We start from the raw sequence: 16,391 nt of genomic DNA on the forward strand, positions 1-16,391 counted from the left end.
GCGAGGATGCCGGACCGTCCCTTCTCGGCCGCACCGTCCAGCGCGTCGTAGAGGCGCACGGCATGTCCCGCCTGCGCCGCCACCTGCGCAATCCCCGAGCCCATCGCGCCAGCGCCGATAACGGCTACCAATTGCGCGGTCGCAAGCGCACCCATCACGCGCCCTCCCCGACACGGACCACGGCCTTGCCCTGCACCTTGCCTTGGGACACGAGGTCCAGCGCCTCTGGCAGCTCCGAGAAAGCGAAGTCGCGCATGATCCGCGGCTTCACCGCGCCGGCCCGCCACAGGTCGAACAGATCTTGCTGCACCTGCCGCACCCGCTCCGGGGTCCGGTCGCGGTAGTCGCTCCATTGCAGGCCGCTCACCGCGATGTTCTTGAGCAGCAAATAGTTGACCTTCAGCGTGGGGATGTCCCCGGCGGCGAAGCCGATGACGACGAGGCGCCCGCCCCAGGCCATGGCGCGCAGCGCGCCGGCGAAGAAGTCCGCGCCGAGCGGGTCGAGCACCACGTCGGCGCCATGGCCGTCCGTGGCGGCGAGAACCTGGGTGCGCACGCTCTCGCGCAGGTCCGGCACGGAAAGGTCGATCACCGCGTCGACGCCCGCCGCGCGCACCACTTCCGCCTCCTCGGACGAGCGCACGCCGGCCAGCACCTTTGCCCCGAGGCCCTTGGCGATCTGCACCGCCGCAAGCCCCACGCCGCCGGCGGCGCCGCCCACGAGCACCGTCTCGCCGCGCTTGTACTGGCCGCGCTCCACCAGCGCGAAATAAGCGGTCTGGTAGACGAGGCCCATGGCCGCGGCGGCCTCGAACGACAGCCCGACGGGCATCCTGAACGCCTGCGAGGGATGCACGATCGCCTGCTCGGCGAAGGCGCCGTATTCCACCTGGGCCATGATCCGGTCGCCCGGCGCGAACCCGCTCACGCCGGGTCCGACGGCGCGGACCACGCCGGCGAGGTCCTTGCCGGGGGTGAAGGGGCGCTCCGGCAGGAGCTGGTACTTGCCGGTGACCACCAGCGCATCGGGGAAATTGATGCCGGCGGCCTTCACGTCCACCACCATCTCGCCCTCTTTCGGGACGAGGTCGGCCAGCGTGTCGACGCGCATGGATGAGGGAGCGCCGTGCTCCCAGACACGATAGCTGCGCATGGGGAACGCCTTTCAGATGGACAGGAGGGGGTCGGTGGTCTCGCCCAGACGGGGGGCAACACCGCGCGAGGCGTCGGGCCGGAAGGTGGGCGCGATGGGTACCGGCAGGGCCGGAACCTCGCGTCCGCCGGCTTTCAGCGCATGGGCAAACAGCCGCCGCGCCGCCACCTGGGGATCGTTCACCGCCTCCTCCAGCGTGGCGACGATGGAGCAGCACACGTCCTGGCCGGCAAAGGCCTTCTGCCATTCGGCGGCTGTCTTTTGCGCGATGAGTCCGGCCACGGCGGCGGTGACCTCGTCGGCTGGCGCAGAGGGGTCGCGCAGGGGCTCGGGCAAAGCGATGGTGCGGGTGAAGTTCTCCCAGAACTTGTCCTCCAGCGGCGCGGCGGCGAGGTAGCGGCCGTCCGCCGTGCGGTAGATCTGGTAGCGGGGGGAGCCGCCGGTGACCAGCTCCTGGCCCGCTTGAGGCCAGCCCGAGCCGGCGAAGCCCGAGCCGAGGCCCCAGTAGAGGAAGCTGAAGAGGTTGTCGCCCATGGCCACGTCGAGATAAGAGCCGAGCCCGGTGATGTCCCGCTGGCGCAGCGCGAACAGGATGTTCATGACCGCCGGGAAGGTGCCCCCCGCCACGTCGGCGGCGAGCACCGGCGGCAGCACCGGGGCGCCGTCCGCTCCCGTGGAGAGGCCGAGCAGGCCGGTCTCGGCCATGTAGTTGAGGTCGTGGGCGGCCACCTGGGCCTTGGGGCCGGTCTGGCCCCAGCCGGTGATGGAGCAGTAGACGAGCTTGGGATTGATCTTGCGCACCGCCTCATAGCCGAGGCCGAGGCGGTCCATGACGCCCGGCCGAAACTGCTCGACGAGGACGTCGGCGCGGGCGAGGAGAGGCTTGAGGCGCTCCACCGCGTCGGGCGCCTTCAGGTCGAGGGCGATGGACTGCTTGCCGCGGTTGAGCATGACGAAGTTCACGCTGTCCTCGCCGAGCTTCGGCTCGTAGGTGCGCATCTCGTCGCCGCGTCCGGGGCGCTCGATCTTCACCACACGGGCGCCGGCCTCGGCCAGGATCAGGCTCGCCAGCGGGCCGGGCAGCAGGGTGGAGAAGTCGAGGACGAGGAGACCTTCCAGGGGGCGCATCTCACACTCCCCTGAGCTGGCGGGCTTTGGCCACCTGGGCGCGGCGGGCCGGCGCGTAGGCGGGATTGCCGAGCGCCTCGTGGAGGGCGGCCGTCACGTCGTGGTGGGCGGCGAGGCCGGTGCGCTCCAGAAGCTCGATGGGCCCTTCGGGGTAGCCGAGGCCGAGCTTCAGGGTCAGGTCCATGTCGTCGGCGGTGGCGAGCTTCGCATCCAGCCGGTTGAGGGCGGCGTTGTAATAGGGGCGCACCAGCCGGTCCACGATGCGGCCGGGGAAGTCGCCGCACACCGCGGTCTTGAGGCCGTTCTCCTCGAACAGGGCGCGGGCGGTGGCCACCACGGCATCGGGGGTGTGCGGCTGGCGCACGATCTCCACGAGGTCGGAGGGGGCGGCGTCGCCCAGGCGGAAGCGGGCGAAGCCGAGGGTGTTGGAGCCCTCCGCGCCGCGGCCCTCGCCGGTGTGGACGCCCAGGCACTCGGTGCCCAGCTCGATCAGGATGAGGCGGTAGGACGCCTTGTCCGCGAGGGCGGCATAGGCCCGGCCGGCGCCGATGCCAGTGAACACGGCCACGCCCTCCTGGGCCTCGACGGCCTTCAGGAACGGGTGCGGCTCGGAGAAGGACCGGCTGTCACCGGACTGGATCACGCGCTCGGACATGGGACGCTCGGACATGGGATCAGGCTCCGAAAATGGCGGCGGTCTCGTAATTCAGGAAGCCGCGCTTGGTCTTGCGGCCGAGGCGGCGGGCGGCGACCATGCGGCGCAGCAGCGGCGGGCAGGAAGCGCGCGGCTCGTTCGTCACGCCATACAAGGCCTCGCAGAGCAGCACCTGGGTGTCGAGGCCCACGAGGTCGAGCAACTCCATGGGACCCATGGCATAGCCGAGCGCACCCTTGATGGCCTTGTCGATCTCCGCCGGTTCCGCGACGCCCTCTTCCACGAGGCGGATGGCATCGTTGTTAAAGGGAACCAGGAAGTAATTGAGGATGAAGCCGGGCGCGTCCTGCGTCTTGACCGGGCGCTGGCCCATGGCCTCGCAGATCTTCCACGCCGCCTCCAAGCTCTCGGGCGAGGTGTTGATGCCCGGCGACATCTCCACCAGCTTCATGAGCTGCGCGGGCAGGCAGAAATGCATGCCCACGAACCGGTCGTCACGCCCGGATTTCGCCGCGATCTCGGTGATGGAGAGGGTCGAAGTGTTGGAGGCGAACAGGGTGTCCGGTCCGCACATCGCGTTGAGCGCCGAGAACAGCTTCCCCTTGACTTCCAACTCCTCGAAGATCGCCTCGATGACGAGCCCGCAGGGCGCCATGGCGGCAATGTCGCTGGTGGCGGACACCCGGCCCATGATCTTGTCCACCTGCTCCTGGGTGAGCTTGCCGCGCTGGACGGACTTGGCGAAGAACGCCTTCATCTGGTCGACGGCGCCCTCGGCGCGGGCCTGGTCGATGTCGAAGATGATGGTGGGGAAGCCGCCGCGCGCGGCGACGATGGCGATGCCCGTGCCCATGGTGCCCGAGCCGGCGACGCCGATGGTGATCTTGTTGGTCATGGTTCTTCTCAGCGCTCGATGAAGCTGCGGCCGATGAGCTGGCGATGGATCTGGTTCGTGCCTTCCCAGATCTGCGTGATCTTGGCGTCGCGCATGAGGCGCTCGACCTTGTATTCCTTGACGTAGCCATAGCCCCCGTGGAGCTGGACCGCCTCGGTGGCCATCCGCATGGCGAGGTCCGTGGCCCGCATCTTCAAGATTGAGGCCTCGATGCCGATGTCGGAGATGCCCGCATCCACCATCCGCCCCACCTGCATCATCCAGGAATCGCAGAGCGCCAACTCGCTGGCGAGGTCGGCGAGGAGAAACTGGATGCCCTGGAATTCGATGATCTTCTTGCCCGATTGCTTGCGGCCGTTGATGTAGCCCGTCGCCTCCTCAAACGCGGCGCGCGCGATCCCCAAGGCATGGGCGCCGACCGAAGGTCGCGATTTGTTTAGGGAGGCGAGCAGCAGCTTCAGCCCCTCGCCCGGCCCGCGCAGCAGATTGGCTTTCGGCACGCGGCAATTGTCGAAGGACAGCGTCGCCGTGGACGATGCGCGATGGCCCATCTTGTCCTCGAGCCGCACCATCAAGAGCCCGGGCGTGCCCTTTTCGAGGATCAGACAGGAAATCGCCTGCTTGGCGTCGGCCGTGTCCGACCACTTGCCGAAGACCACATAGAGGTCGGCCACGTCACCGTTGGTAATGAAGGTCTTGGAGCCGTTGACCACGATCTCGTCGCCCTCGGGCGTGAACTTCGTGCGCATCCCGGTGGCATCTGAGCCGGCGTCGGGCTCGGTGATGACCAGCGCGGCGAGGCCGCCCTCGGCGATGCGCGGCAACAGGCGCTGCTTCTGCTCCTCCGCGCCGAAGTCGATCAACGGCTTGATGGCGTGGAAGTTCGTCGCCCAGATGATGCCGGTGGAGGCGCAGGCTGCCGAGATCTCCCTGACGCAGGCCAGATAGGAGAGGTACGAAAGGCCGGCGCCACCATAGGCTTCCGGCACGAACATGGCGTTGAGCCCGAGTGCGTTGATGCCCTTCACGTTCTCCCAGGGAAACTCCTTGGTCTCGTCGTGATGGGCCGCGCGCGGGGCGATCTCGTCGCGGGCGAAATCGCGCACGCTTTGGAGCAGAAGCGCCTCATCCTCGGGAAGACCGAGCTGGGCGTCCAGGCGGGAGATAACGTTCATCGGCGTCCTCAATGGGCCATGCCCTGACCGCCATCGAGATAGATGGTTTCGCCAGTCAGGAAGGGAATGTTCTCGTCGAACAGGCAGGCGATGAGCCGCGCCACCTCATCGGCCTTCGCCGGGCCGCCCACGGGGATGCGGGCGGTGAGGAAGGCGCGGGTCTTCTCCGAGGCCAGGAAGTCCTTGTTCAAGTCGGTCTCGATATAGCCGGGGGCCACCGTCATCACGCGGATGCCCTTCTGCGCCCACTCCACCGCCAGGCAGCGGGTGACGGCCGCCACCGCCGCCTTGGAGGCACAATAGGCGGTGTTATGCTTCACGCCCAGCTTGTCGAAGAACGAGCCCATGTTCACGATCAGCCCGCCGCCGGCCGCCACCAGATGCGGATAGGCTTGCTGGCACACCGAGAAGGTAGCGGTGGTGTTGGTCCGCAGCACCTCCTCGAACTCGGGGAGCGGCTGGCTCTCAGAGCGGTTGGTGAGGTGCACGCCAGCATTGTTGACGATGCCGTCGATGGAGCCGGCGGTCTTCGCGAACGCTGTCATCGCCTCGGCGATGCTGGCGGCGTCGCCCACATCGCCCTTAAGCGGCACGAGGTGCTCGCGGATCTCCGCGGAGATCTCGACGCCTTCCGGCCCGGTCCCGCGGCGGGAGACGCAGCCGACCCGGTGGCCGCGCCGGGCCAGCTCCAGTGCGGCGACGGCGCCGATGCCCCGGCTGGCGCCGGTGAGGAGAATGTTGAGGGGTGTCATCTCAGCGATCCTGGAAGTTCGGCTTGCGCTTCTCGACGAACGCGGTGAGCCCTTCGGTGGCGTCCTGCGTGCGGTAGGCGAGGGTCGACAAATCGGCCTCGATGCGCAGGCCCTCGCTGATCGGCGTGTCCAGCGCGCGGCGGACTGCGTCGCGTGCGAAAGCAAGGGCGGGAAGGCTATGACCGGTAAACTCGCCCGCCATGGCCTTCGCGGCCTCAAGCACGTCGCCCTCCGCCAGCCGGTTGACGAGGCCCATGGTGAGGGCCTCCTCGGCGCCCACCGTGCGGCCGGTGAGAACCATCTCCAGCGCGCGCGCCTCGCCCACGAGGCGCGGCAGGCGCTGGGTGCCGCCATAGCCGGGGATGAGCCCAAGCTTGATCTCCGGCAGGCCCATCTTCGCCTTCGGCGAAGCGACGCGGAACGTGCAGGCCATCGCCAATTCCAGACCGCCGCCGAAGGCATAGCCGTTGATGGCGGCGATGGATGGCACCTTGAAGGTGTCGAGTTTGGCGAAGGTGCGCTGGCCGAGCTCGGCGCCGGCGCGCTCCTCCATCAGCGGACGACCCATCAGCTCCTTGATGTCCGCACCCGCACAGAACGCCTTCTCGCCCGCGCCGGTGAACAGCAGGGCCCGGATGTCCCAGCCCGCCGCCTCGTTGATGGCCGCGCTGATGTCGCGGATGATGGCGAAGGACAGCGCGTTCAGCGCGTCCGGACGGTTGAGGGTGATGACGGCGAGCGCGCCGTCCCTCACGAGGTCGACCATGTCAGGCTCCTTTGGCGAGCGACGCGTCTGGCGCCCGGAAGCGCACGGGGGTCGGCGAGAGGGTACCGGCGCTGACCATTTCCACCATGTCGCGCTTCAGCACCTTGCCGCTGGCGGTGACGGGGAAGGCGTCCAGCTCCAGGTAGAATTCCGGCATGTCGTACTTAGAGAGCCCGGCCTCGAAGAGGTGGGCCAGCATCTCCTCAGCGGCGATGCGGGTTCCGTCCTTGGCGATCACCGCGAGGCACACCTTCTCCCCGAGCCGGTCGTCGCGCACCGGAAACGCGGCCACCTTGAAGGCGGACGGGTGGCGGATGGCGAGATCCTCGATCTGCGAGGGATAGATGTTGTGCCCGCCGCGGATGATGAGGTCCTTGGAGCGGCCCACGATTTCCAGGTTGCCCTGAGGGTCGAGCCGGCCGAGATCGCCGGACATAAACCAGCCGTCCGCATTGAACGACTGCTCTGTAGCCGGCTGGTTGCCGAAATAGCCGAGCATGAGGCAGGCGCCGCGCCCGCCGATCTCGCCCATCTCGCCGGGCGCGGCCTCCAGGTCGTGATTGTCGGCCTTGAAGATCCTCACCTCATAGGCGGCGCAGGCCTTGCCGCAGGTGCGCACCATGGTCTCGACGTCGTCGTCCGGCAGCGTGTACTGGTGCGACCCGTTCTCGGTCATGCCGTAGATGTTCTGCGGTTTGACCCCGTAGGCGAGGAAGCGCCGCGCCACATCCATGGGGATGGCCGCGCCGGCGAGGTAGAAGGTCTTCACGTTGCCGATGCCGGCGAAGCCACGCCGCTCGATCTCGCCCAGAAGGTCGATGGCGTGCGTGGGCACGCCCATCACATAGGTGGCGCCGGTCTCGATGATGCGGTCCAGCGGGCTCTGGCCGCGCGGCGCGTCGTTGACAACCAACTCGGCGCCAGAGACCAGCATCTGCTCTAGCGCAACCGTGGAGATGTGGTGGCTCTGCGGACTCAGGGAGTAGATGATCGTGTCCGGCCCCACATGCCAATCCGCGACCATGGCGCGGCCATTGGAGATGAGCGTGTTGTCCGAGTGCATCACACCCTTGGGCTGGCCGGTGGTGCCCGAGGTGAAGGCGAGGTAGGTCACCTTGTCGGGGTTCGTCACTGGGGGCGTCGCCGGCGCGGGGCCGTCGGCCGACGGGAAGGCGGCGATCCGGTCGGCGTGGATCGGCGCGCTACCGCCCACCACATAGAGCCGACGCATGGCCGGCAGGGCAAGGGCGGCAGCGAACACGTCGTGGCGGTCGGCGTCAGCGCCATGGCCCATTTGGGCCACCAGCGCGGCGGCGCCGCACCGCTCCATGAGAGTGATGATCTCGCTGACCGTGTGGTTCACATGGAGCGAGGGTGTGCACACGAGCCCGGCCCGCGAGCAGGCGAGGAACACGATCACCGATTCGACCCGGTTGGGGAGCCACACGCCCACTCGGTCGCCGTGCCTGAGGCCGGCGGCGGCGAAATCGGCGGCGGTGGCGTCAGCCCAGCGGATCAGGTCCGCCCAGGTCAGACGCCGGGAGCCATCGGCGAGGGCGTAGGCGTCCGGCCGCTGCACGGCATGGGCCGCGGCAAGGCCGTAGAGGGTGTCGTCCTGCCACTGCCCGGCGGCGTAGTAGGCCCGGGCGATGGCGGGATCATGCAGGGTGAGAAGGGAGGGCTGCATGGGGCAGCCCTCACTTGCCGAACTTGGCGGGATCGGGTTTGCGGCGCTGGGCGAAAGATTCGGCGAGCTCGTGGGATTCGTCGCTGTCCAGGTAGCCGCGCAGCAGGAGGTCGTGGGCCATGCGGGCGAGTCCGCCCACGCCCGAATGGCGTGCCGAGAAGGCCGCCTTCAGCGAGGCGATGGCGAACGGGCCGCGATCGGCGATGGTGAGCGCCATCTCGCGGGTGGCCTCGGCCAGCTTGTCGTCCGGCACTACCTTGTTGATGAGGCCGTAGGAGAGCGCCTGCTGGGCGGTCAGCTTCTCGTTGAGGTACCAGATCTCCTTCGCGCGGCGCTTGCCCACGATGTCCTCCAGGAACCAGGTGCCGTAGCCGGCGTCGAACGAGCCCACCATGGGCCCGACCTGGCGGAACACGGCGCTTTCCTTGGCGATGGCGAGGTCGCAGACCATCTGGAGCACGTTGCCGCCGCCCACCGCGAAGCCGTTGACGGAGGCGATCACTGGCTTCTGGAGGCGCTCGATGGCGTCGTACATCTCGAGCGTCGGCAGCACGCCGGCATAGAGGTTGGTCTTTTCCAGTCCGTCTTTGCGACCGCCGGTGCAGAAGAACTTTTCGCCAGCGCCGGTGAGCACGGTCACGCGGGTGCGGGTCTCGTTTCGGATGGTCTCGATGCAGTCGCGCAGCTCACGGCACATGGTCGCGTTGAACATGTTGCCGTCATCGGGCCGGTTCAGCGTGATCGTGCCGACGGGGCCGTCTTCGCTGTAGAGAATGGTCTCGTAGGACATGCGTAAGCGTTCCTTCCTGATGAAATTTTTTCGGTGCGGGACCGTGATGGGTCTCAGATGACGCCTTTTGCCCGCAGCTCGGTGATGGCCCGTTCGTCATAGCCGAGGAGCTCGCCCAGTATCTCCTCGCAATGCTCGCCGAGCCGCGGCGGGGGCGAAAAAAAGCCGGCCGGCTCGCCGTCTATGTGGATGCCGAGGGCAACCTGGGGCACCTCGCGGCCATCTTTCGTGATGCGGTAGAAGGTGGAGCGCGCCTGGAAATGCTCGTCTGCCACCACCTCGTCCACACGGTAGATGGGGCCGGCGGGCACCTTCGCGGCTGCGAAGCGGTGTAGCCATTCAGCGCGTGGCTGGGTGAGCAGGATGGCCTGGATGCGGGCGACGATCTCCCCCCGGTGCAGGCGCCGGTCAGCGTTGGTGGCGAGATGAGCGGCGTCCGCCTCCCCGGGGTGGTCCACCGCCTCCCAGAACCGCCGCCAGATGGCGTCGTTGCCGAGCCCGAGGGTCATGGGCAGGTCCTGCGTCTCGAACGTCTGGTAGATGGCGATCACGCTGTCGCGGCCACCGGTCCGCCGCGGCACCTCGCCGGAACCGAGATAGGGCAGGATGCGCGGCGACATGAAGCGGATCATGCTCTCAGTCAGCGACACGTCGATGCTCGCGCCCTGGCCGGTGGCGGCGCGGCGATGCAGGGCGGCCAGCACCGCCATGGCGGCATCGGCGCCGGCCAGCATGTCCGCGGCGGGGGCGCCGACCTTCTGCGGCTCGGCCTCGGCCGGGCCGGTGAGGTCCATGACGCCGCTGTAGCCCTCGGCGATGAGGTCGTAGCAGGGCAGGCCGGCCCGTGGGCCGGACAGGCCGAAACCGGTGAGTGAGACGTGGATGAGACGCGGGCGGGTCGCGCGCAGGCTGGCGGCATCGAGACCGAGCTTCTTCTGCACGCTCCCGAGTTGGTTGGTCACCACCACGTCTGCGGTATCGATGAGGTCGGCCAGCACCTGCCGCCCGCCTGGGCTGGAATAGTCGAGGGCGAGGCTCTTCTTGTTGCGGTTCACGGCCAGGAACCACAGGGATTCGTCCTCCAGGAAAGGAGGCCCCCAATGGCGGGCGTCGTCGCCGGATGGGCGCTCCACCTTGACGACCTCGGCGCCGAAATCCGAAAGCAGCATCGTGGCGTAGGGCCCGGCGATTGAGGTGGTGAGGTCAACCACCCGGACGTCCGAGAGAATCCGGAACGACTCGTTGACGTGCCCCTCGGGCAGGTTCGAGCCAGGGAGGTCTTCAGCGGGAAGGGGAGCTATTTTCATCATTGGTACGATCCTCGCCGCACCGCTGCAGCAAGGCCCGTGCCAAGACTTGGAATCGGACGAAACTCCCCGCATTTGCCGCTTGCGTTCTGCGAATTTTGCCTGCTAGATGTTTCTAGATTGGACACTGGAATACTCATTGTGTCCTCAAGAAATACAAAATTGAGACTGGGATGGCGACGCCACTAGAGATCGTTATCGTCGACCGCGCCGGGACGCTGGCTTTCGCTTCTCATCGACTCCGGGCTTCCGGGCTTGCGGAGGAGGTTCGCACTCATGTCCGCGGTGCAGCCAAGGGGAGAAGACTCTTTACTGTCTCCTTGGGTGATGCGGCTTACGTGGTCGTCTGCGGCCAAACCGGCGACGGCATGACTGCCGCCCTTGTTCATCCCGAGGACAAGGCGTCCACACTGGTGGACTTTGTCCTCAGCGTGGACATCGCCTTCGATATCCTCAACCACTTCCTCACCAATCCCTACGAGGGTATCACGGTCGTGGATCGCGCCGCGGTGCTGCGCTATGTGAGCCCGGTGCACGAGCGCTTCTTTGGCTTCGAGCGCGGTGGAGCGCTGGGACGCCCGGTGCAGGAGGTGATCCAGAACACCCGGCTGCACGTGGTGGCCCGGACCGGCAATGCCGAGATCGGCCAGGTGCAGGAGATGCGGGACGTCACGCGGGTGGTGAATCGAATTCCCATCCATCACGATGGCGAATTGGTCGGCGCTATCGGCCGGGTCATGTTCAAGGCTCCGGAGGAGGTCCACGAGCTGTCCCGCCAGATCTCCACGCTGCGCGCCGAGGTGGACTACTACAAAAAGGAGCTGGCGGGCCTGCGCCACCGCACCTTCGGCCTCGACGAGATCGTCGGCGAGAGCGACTCCATCCGCCGCCTGAAGGAGGACATCCGCAAGGTGGCGCCCCTCGATGTGCCGATATTCGTCTCCGGCGAGAGCGGATCGGGCAAGGAGCTCGTGGCCCATGCCATCCACAATCTGAGCCGCCGGATGGAGCGGCCCATGGTGGTGGTCAATTGCGGCGCGCTGCCGGCCAACCTGGTGGAGAGCGAATTGTTCGGCTACGAGGCCGGCGCGTTCACCGGCGCGCGGCGCGAGGGGCGGGCCGGCAAGTTCGAGATGGCGGACCGCACCAGCCTGTTCCTGGACGAGATCGGCGACATGCCGATGGAAACGCAGGTCAAGCTTCTGCGGGTCATCGAGAACGGTGTATTCGAGCGGGTTGGCTCCAACCGCAGCCGCTCCACCAACTTCCGGCTCATCAGTGCCACCAACCGGGATCTGAGGCGCCTGATCGCCGAGGAGGCGTTCCGCGCCGACCTTTATTTCCGCATCAACGGCGTGACACTGCGCGTGCCGCCCCTGCGCGAGCGCGCCTCCGACATTCCCCTGCTGGTGAAGCATTTCGTGCAGCGCATCGGCCCGCGTATCGACTCGAAGATCCACCGCGTTCATCCCAAGGCGGTGCAGATGCTCCAGACGCTTCCCTGGCCCGGAAACGTGCGCCAACTTCACCATGAGGTGCGACGGGCCATGATCTTCGCCGACGGCGGCGAATTGACGTTGGCGAACTTCCGCGACCTCGACGACATGCCGGGGGAGGCAGTGAACGCTACCGTTCCGGAGGCATCGAGCGCGACGACCATCCGAGAGACCGTGGGAAACATGGAGTATGCGCTGATCCGGGAGGCGCTGGACCGCCACAAAGGCAACAAGAAGAAGGTCGCCGCAGAGCTGGGGATCTCCCGATCTTATCTTTATAAAAAACTAGGCGAGATGTCCTCTCGCCCATAAGTGGGAGGGATCGCGCGGAATGGGCCTGGCGGCGCGGGACTTGACGTCCCTCTTTGCGGCTTTGCCCCCTTCAGCCCTTCTTCACCAGCTTGCAGGTGGACTTGTCCAACGGCTGGAAGACTTCATCGCCGGGGATCGTGCGCAGCACCTTCATGAGGTCCCATTCATTCTTGGATTCCTCGGGCTTCTTGGCCTCCACCAGATACATGTCGTGCACCATGCGGCCATCGGCCCGGATGACGCCGTCCTTGGCGAAGAAATCGTTGATGTGGTTGGCCTTCATCCAGTCCGTCACCTTCTGCGCATCGTCGGACCCGATGGCCTGGACGCCCTTCAGATAGTGCATGGTGGCGGAATAGGCGCCCGCCTGGACCATGGAGGGCTGGGCCTTCATCCGCGCATAGTACTTCTTCGCGAAGGCGCGGCTTTCGTCATTCCGGTCCCAGTAATAGCCATCGGTGAACTTCAGTCCCTGCGCCACCGGAAGACCGAGGGCCTTGATGTCGTTGATGAACACCAGCATGGCGGCAAGGCTCTGGCCGCCCTGGGTGATGCCGAACTCGCTGGCCTGCTTGACTGAATTGACGAAGTCACCGCCCGCATTGGCGAGGCCGATCACCTGCGCCTTGGAGGATTGCGCCTGAAGCAGGTAGGAGGAGAAGTCCGTCGAGGAGAGCGGGGCGCGCACACTGCCCAGCACCTTGCCGCCATCGGCGAGCACGACGCGGGACGTGTCGGCTTCGAGCGCATGGCCGAAGGCATAGTCGGCAGTGATGAAGAACCAGTTCTTGCCGCCTTCCTTCACGATGGCCGAGCCGGTCCCCGTGGCAAGCGCGTAGGTGTCGTACACATAGTGGATGCCATAGGGCATGCAGCCGGCATTGGTGAGGCCGGTGGTCGCGGAACCGGCGCCGATGATAACGCGCTTCCTCTCTTCGCCGAGACGGAACAAGGCGAGCGCGGATGCGCTGTCCGTGGACTCGACGACCATGTCGACTCCTTCGGTATCGAACCAGCGCCGGGCGATGCCCGAGGTCACGTCCACCTTGTTCTGATAATCCGCTGAAACCACCTCGATGGGCTGGCCGTTCACCTTGCCGCCGAAATCCTCAACGGCCATCTTTACCGCCGCGACGACGCCGGGGCCGCCATGGCGCGAGTAAACGCCGGTCATATCGACGATGGCGCCAATCTTCACCGAGCTATCGTTATTATTTTGCGCAGAGAGCGGGGCCGGAGACACCGCAACGGCTGCTGCGAGTGCAGCTGCGCCGAAGCTGGCACGGATGGGGAGAAAATTCACTGGCGTCCTCCTTCACTTTTGGCGGCGCACACTTTGGCGCCGGTGATTGATGAGATCACCACAGCAATATTTAGGCCACTTTATAATATATTGTTTTAATTAGCCTTTTTTCCGACATAGAGATTTTTTGTGTAGTCACTGGAGACACCATTTCCAAGAAGGGAGTGGCCTTCCGGAGACCACCAGCCGCTGGCAACCCCTCGTGTGCTTGGCTCTTTGACCTCGCGCCTTCGAGTATCGCCTCCGCTCAGATGGCGCCGATTGGGTGTCCCTCTCACGGACAACCGCTGACCGTCACGCCGACATCCATGGCGAGAACAAACCCCTTGACCGACAAGACAGTCGCTCACAGGGGAATGCACCAAAAGCACAATCGGGCGGACATAGCAGGAGGAAACGTCATGCGAGTGAAGAAGTTGTTGTTTCTCGCCGGCGCATTGGCTTGTCTTCATGCCCTCCAGGCGATGGCGCAAAACTCGACGGCACGAACAGTGAAGATCGGTGTCCTGAGTGACCTGTCGGGACCCTATGCCGATAGCGGCGGAATGGGATCTGTCGTGGCCGCGCGCCTAGCGATTGAGGATTCGGGCCTGGCGAAGAAGGGATGGACCATCGAGATCGTCGCGGCCGGCCACCAGAACAAGGCGGACATCGCCGCGAACACGGCCCTGAAATGGTACGATACTGAAGGCATCGACGCCATCACGGACCTCTTAAATTCCGCTGCGGCCCTGGCGGTCAGTCAGATCAGCCGCGACAAGAACAAGGTTGTCCTCGCCTCCGGTCCGGCGACATCGGATCTGACCGGGAAGGCCTGCTCGCCCAACACCGTCCACTGGACGAGCGATACATGGTTGTTTGCCAACGGCACCGGCAAGGCGCTGGTGAAAACTGGCGGTGATACGTGGTTCTTCCTGACCGCGGACTACACCTTCGGTCATTCGCTGGAGTGGGACACCGAGAAAATCGTGCTGGAGAACGGTGGAAAGATGGTCGGTAAGGTGCGTGCGCCGATCGGCACCTCGGATTTTTCGTCGTTCCTGCTCCAGGCGCAGGTCTCCGATGATCGGGAGGCCGAGTTCCTTGAGGGTGTGATAGAGCCAGGGCGTCAACGGACCTGTCTCGAGACCGAGCCGCACCAGGTCGGGGGCATGGCGCCGCAAAGCTGTTGCGAGCACTTGCGGATCGCTGGGGGTGAATAGGGTGAGGTGATGGCCCTGATGACGGCTCTGCGGACCTGAGGCAGGGTCGGCTGAGGCGGTCCCTTTCGGAAACTTTTTTCTCCCCCAGCCTGCATCAGACGCCGATGCTGCAGGAAGGCGTAAGCGATCATGGTCATCAGGGCGTGACGGTGGAGGCCGCGCCAGGAGCGCCCCTCGAAGCGGTCGAGGCCGAGTTGCTCCTTCATTTGCTGATGGGCCTGCTCGCACACCCAGCGCGCCTTGATGGCGGCCGCCAGCTTTCGCAGAGAAACCCCGGCCGGCAGGTTGGACAGATAGTATTTGCGCTCGCCCGAAGACCGCCACTCGCCCACGAGCCAGGCTTCCTCCCCCGGCATGTGCTGCTGGCCCTTGTCAAGGATGTGCTGAGGCGGCCCATCCGCGACGCCGATGCGGCAGGCCGCGAAGCGTGCGCTCAACGGTCCCTTGGAGCCGCGCCGCCAGGAGACCTTGCGCCATCGCGCGCCGGTCAGCACCGTCTCGGCGGACACGGAGAGCTGGTCGGGGACCTGGTTCTTGCGGGGCCGGCCGCGTCCCGACACGGGGAAAACGAGTGCGACGTCGGCCGGGTAGACCAAATCCTTAAATCGTCACTACCCCCTAGATGTTTAGTCCCGGCATTTGATGGATCGGATTTAGCGTGAAGTTTTCGGGCTCGATCGTCCAACGTTTGCAGATGAACTCGTAGGGCGTGAGACCCTTCAGGGTCTTGAGCCGCCGGCCGAAGTTGTAGGCGCTGACGAAGTCGGCGAGGTGCCGCTCGAGTTGGTCGTGGTCGTCATAGTGGTAGCGCTTGACGGTTGCATCCTTGATCGTGCGGTTCATCCGCTCGACCTGGCCATTCGTCCAAGGATGTTTCGGCTTGGTGGTGCGGTGGTCGATATCGGCCTGGGCGCAGGCGTATTCGAAGGCATGGGCGCGGAACCGCTCTCCCTTCGCCATGGCCTCCCGGATCAGCGGTACCGCTGAGCCACCGGCGCCCGGCGTCGTGAAGTGGAGGCCGTTGTCGGTCAGGATGGTGTGGATCTTGTAGGGGACCGCTTCGATCAACCGCCGCAAGAAGTCGCCTGCGGTGCGCTGTTTGGCTTGCCGATGAAGCTCGACAAAGGCGAACTTACTGGTCCTGTCGATGGCGACAAACATGTAGAGCCTGCCCTCGGCGGTCCGCACCTCGGCGAGATCGATGTGGAAGAAGCCAATCGGGTAGCTCTTGAACTTCGTCTTTGCGGGCTGTTCGCCCTCAACCTCGGGCAATCGGCTGATCCCATGACGCTGAAGGCAGCGATGCAGGGACGAGCGCGTCAGCGTCGGGATCGTCGGCTGCAGCGCATACAGGCAATCGTCGAGCGGCAGCAGGGTGTGCTTCCGAAAGGTGACGATCACCGCCTCCTCTTCGACCGACAACACGGTCGAGGTCGGGTTCTTCGGCCCGGTCGGCACATCAGCCACCGACGTCCGCTTCTTCCACTTCGCGACCGTCTTCTGGTTGATGCCATAGCGCTTCGCCAGCGCCCTCAGGCTCGCTTGACTATGCTGTATCGCTCGACGGATTGCCTCAGTCGTCGTGGCGCTCCCGTGAAGAACCTGCCCCATAGCGCGTCCCTCCATTCATGCGTCGAGATTGCACCATCAAAGCCCGGGATCAAACATCTAGTGCTGGGCTGAAACTGCCCTAAATTTCTACGATGAGTAAGTGTCGGTCTCGGTCAAAACCTGCCTGGCCACGGCGGTGCAATACGGTCCGCGCTCTGT

15 protein-coding genes and 1 pseudogene are annotated in these 16,391 nt (G+C 65.8%); 2 read left to right on the top strand and 14 right to left on the bottom strand.

The features are described 5' to 3' along the window. From V5F48_RS19935 to V5F48_RS19985, 11 genes are all read right to left on the bottom strand, one after another. The coding region (locus V5F48_RS19935; RefSeq protein ID WP_394260135.1) for a 3-hydroxyacyl-CoA dehydrogenase NAD-binding domain-containing protein at positions 1-155 on the bottom strand (155 nt) is incomplete at its 3' end. Then, a complete protein-coding gene (locus V5F48_RS19940; RefSeq protein WP_394260118.1) occupies positions 155-1,153 on the bottom strand; it encodes an NADPH:quinone oxidoreductase family protein in 999 nt (332 codons plus the stop codon). The genes V5F48_RS19935 and V5F48_RS19940, both read right to left, overlap by 1 nt. A 12-nt stretch (positions 1,154-1,165) precedes the next feature. Next, positions 1,166-2,281: a CaiB/BaiF CoA transferase family protein gene (locus V5F48_RS19945; RefSeq protein ID WP_394025587.1), complete on the bottom strand. Its 1,116-nt coding sequence runs from the start codon at positions 2,279-2,281 to the stop codon at positions 1,166-1,168. 1 nt (position 2,282) lies between these two features. Further along, a complete protein-coding gene (locus tag V5F48_RS19950; protein ID WP_394025586.1) occupies positions 2,283-2,951 on the bottom strand; it encodes a 3-hydroxyacyl-CoA dehydrogenase family protein in 669 nt (222 codons plus the stop codon). Positions 2,952-2,955: 4 nt separating this feature from the next. Continuing rightward, on the bottom strand, positions 2,956-3,831 hold the full coding sequence (locus tag V5F48_RS19955; RefSeq protein WP_394260119.1) for a 3-hydroxyacyl-CoA dehydrogenase family protein: 876 nt from the start codon (positions 3,829-3,831) through the stop codon (positions 2,956-2,958). 8 nt (positions 3,832-3,839) lie between these two features. After that, positions 3,840-5,006, bottom strand: coding sequence for an acyl-CoA dehydrogenase family protein (locus tag V5F48_RS19960; RefSeq protein WP_394260120.1), 1,167 nt, complete (start codon positions 5,004-5,006; stop codon positions 3,840-3,842). Positions 5,007-5,014: 8 nt separating this feature from the next. Continuing rightward, on the bottom strand, positions 5,015-5,758 hold the full coding sequence (locus V5F48_RS19965; RefSeq protein ID WP_394025583.1) for an SDR family NAD(P)-dependent oxidoreductase: 744 nt from the start codon (positions 5,756-5,758) through the stop codon (positions 5,015-5,017). 1 nt (position 5,759) lies between these two features. Continuing rightward, complete coding sequence (locus tag V5F48_RS19970) at positions 5,760-6,524, bottom strand: enoyl-CoA hydratase/isomerase family protein (RefSeq protein ID WP_394260121.1); 765 nt, start codon at positions 6,522-6,524, stop codon at positions 5,760-5,762. A gap of 1 nt (position 6,525) precedes the next feature. Continuing rightward, positions 6,526-8,211 carry a class I adenylate-forming enzyme family protein gene (locus V5F48_RS19975; RefSeq protein ID WP_394260122.1) on the bottom strand — a complete coding sequence of 562 codons (1,686 nt, stop codon included), beginning with the start codon at positions 8,209-8,211 and terminating at the stop codon, positions 6,526-6,528. A 10-nt stretch (positions 8,212-8,221) separates the two neighbouring features. Then, entirely contained in the window at positions 8,222-9,001 is a 780-nt protein-coding gene (locus V5F48_RS19980) for an enoyl-CoA hydratase-related protein (RefSeq protein ID WP_394025580.1), read from the bottom strand. Positions 9,002-9,054: 53 nt separating this feature from the next. Further along, the gene (locus tag V5F48_RS19985; RefSeq protein WP_394260123.1) at positions 9,055-10,311 is read right to left on the bottom strand and encodes a CaiB/BaiF CoA transferase family protein; all 1,257 of its coding nucleotides are present in this window, start codon (positions 10,309-10,311) and stop codon (positions 9,055-9,057) included. A gap of 365 nt (positions 10,312-10,676) precedes the next feature. On the opposite strand from V5F48_RS19985, the gene V5F48_RS19990 reads away from it, so the two are divergent. Next, positions 10,677-12,116, top strand: a complete 1,440-nt coding sequence (locus V5F48_RS19990) for a sigma-54 interaction domain-containing protein (RefSeq protein WP_394025578.1) — start codon at positions 10,677-10,679, stop codon at positions 12,114-12,116. Between the two features lie 70 nt (positions 12,117-12,186). Here the strand turns inward: V5F48_RS19990 and V5F48_RS19995 are convergent, their stop codons facing one another. After that, positions 12,187-13,404, bottom strand: a complete 1,218-nt coding sequence (locus V5F48_RS19995; RefSeq protein ID WP_394025605.1) for an ABC transporter substrate-binding protein — start codon at positions 13,402-13,404, stop codon at positions 12,187-12,189. A 479-nt stretch (positions 13,405-13,883) separates the two neighbouring features. On the opposite strand from V5F48_RS19995, the gene V5F48_RS20000 reads away from it, so the two are divergent. Beyond that, entirely contained in the window at positions 13,884-14,621 is a 738-nt protein-coding gene (locus V5F48_RS20000; RefSeq protein WP_394260136.1) for an ABC transporter substrate-binding protein, read from the top strand. Here V5F48_RS20000 and V5F48_RS20005 read toward each other — a convergent pair. Together V5F48_RS20005 and V5F48_RS20010 are read right to left on the bottom strand one after the other, a co-directional pair. After that, positions 14,568-15,214 (bottom strand): annotated as a pseudogene (locus tag V5F48_RS20005) (transposase); the annotation flags it as partial. The gene V5F48_RS20000 and the pseudogene V5F48_RS20005 sit on opposite strands and share 54 nt — an antisense overlap. Before the next feature lie 25 nt (positions 15,215-15,239). Next, entirely contained in the window at positions 15,240-16,232 is a 993-nt protein-coding gene (locus V5F48_RS20010) for an IS481 family transposase (RefSeq protein WP_394025576.1), read from the bottom strand. Positions 16,233-16,391: the final 159 nt, after the last annotated feature.

It is taken from the genome of Xanthobacter autotrophicus ATCC 700552 (assembly GCF_043194565.1).
Taxonomy (GTDB): domain Bacteria; phylum Pseudomonadota; class Alphaproteobacteria; order Rhizobiales; family Xanthobacteraceae; genus Xanthobacter; species Xanthobacter autotrophicus_F.

Bases quoted from the DNA above. Each gene is read 5' to 3' on its own strand.
- V5F48_RS20000 (WP_394260136.1), top strand. From the start codon at position 13,884: ATGGCGCAAAACTCGACGGCACGAACAGTGAAGATCGGTGTCCTGAGT.
- V5F48_RS19970 (WP_394260121.1), bottom strand. From the start codon at position 6,524: ATGGTCGACCTCGTGAGGGACGGCGCGCTCGCCGTCATCACCCTCAAC.
- V5F48_RS19960 (WP_394260120.1), bottom strand. From the start codon at position 5,006: ATGAACGTTATCTCCCGCCTGGACGCCCAGCTCGGTCTTCCCGAGGAT.
- V5F48_RS20010 (WP_394025576.1), bottom strand. From the start codon at position 16,232: ATGGGGCAGGTTCTTCACGGGAGCGCCACGACGACTGAGGCAATCCGT.
- V5F48_RS19950 (WP_394025586.1), bottom strand. From the start codon at position 2,951: ATGTCCGAGCGTCCCATGTCCGAGCGCGTGATCCAGTCCGGTGACAGC.
- V5F48_RS19945 (WP_394025587.1), bottom strand. From the start codon at position 2,281: ATGCGCCCCCTGGAAGGTCTCCTCGTCCTCGACTTCTCCACCCTGCTG.
- V5F48_RS19940 (WP_394260118.1), bottom strand. From the start codon at position 1,153: ATGCGCAGCTATCGTGTCTGGGAGCACGGCGCTCCCTCATCCATGCGC.
- V5F48_RS19985 (WP_394260123.1), bottom strand. From the start codon at position 10,311: ATGATGAAAATAGCTCCCCTTCCCGCTGAAGACCTCCCTGGCTCGAAC.
- V5F48_RS19990 (WP_394025578.1), top strand. From the start codon at position 10,677: ATGACTGCCGCCCTTGTTCATCCCGAGGACAAGGCGTCCACACTGGTG.
- V5F48_RS19975 (WP_394260122.1), bottom strand. From the start codon at position 8,211: ATGCAGCCCTCCCTTCTCACCCTGCATGATCCCGCCATCGCCCGGGCC.
- V5F48_RS19955 (WP_394260119.1), bottom strand. From the start codon at position 3,831: ATGACCAACAAGATCACCATCGGCGTCGCCGGCTCGGGCACCATGGGC.
- V5F48_RS19965 (WP_394025583.1), bottom strand. From the start codon at position 5,758: ATGACACCCCTCAACATTCTCCTCACCGGCGCCAGCCGGGGCATCGGC.
- V5F48_RS19980 (WP_394025580.1), bottom strand. From the start codon at position 9,001: ATGTCCTACGAGACCATTCTCTACAGCGAAGACGGCCCCGTCGGCACG.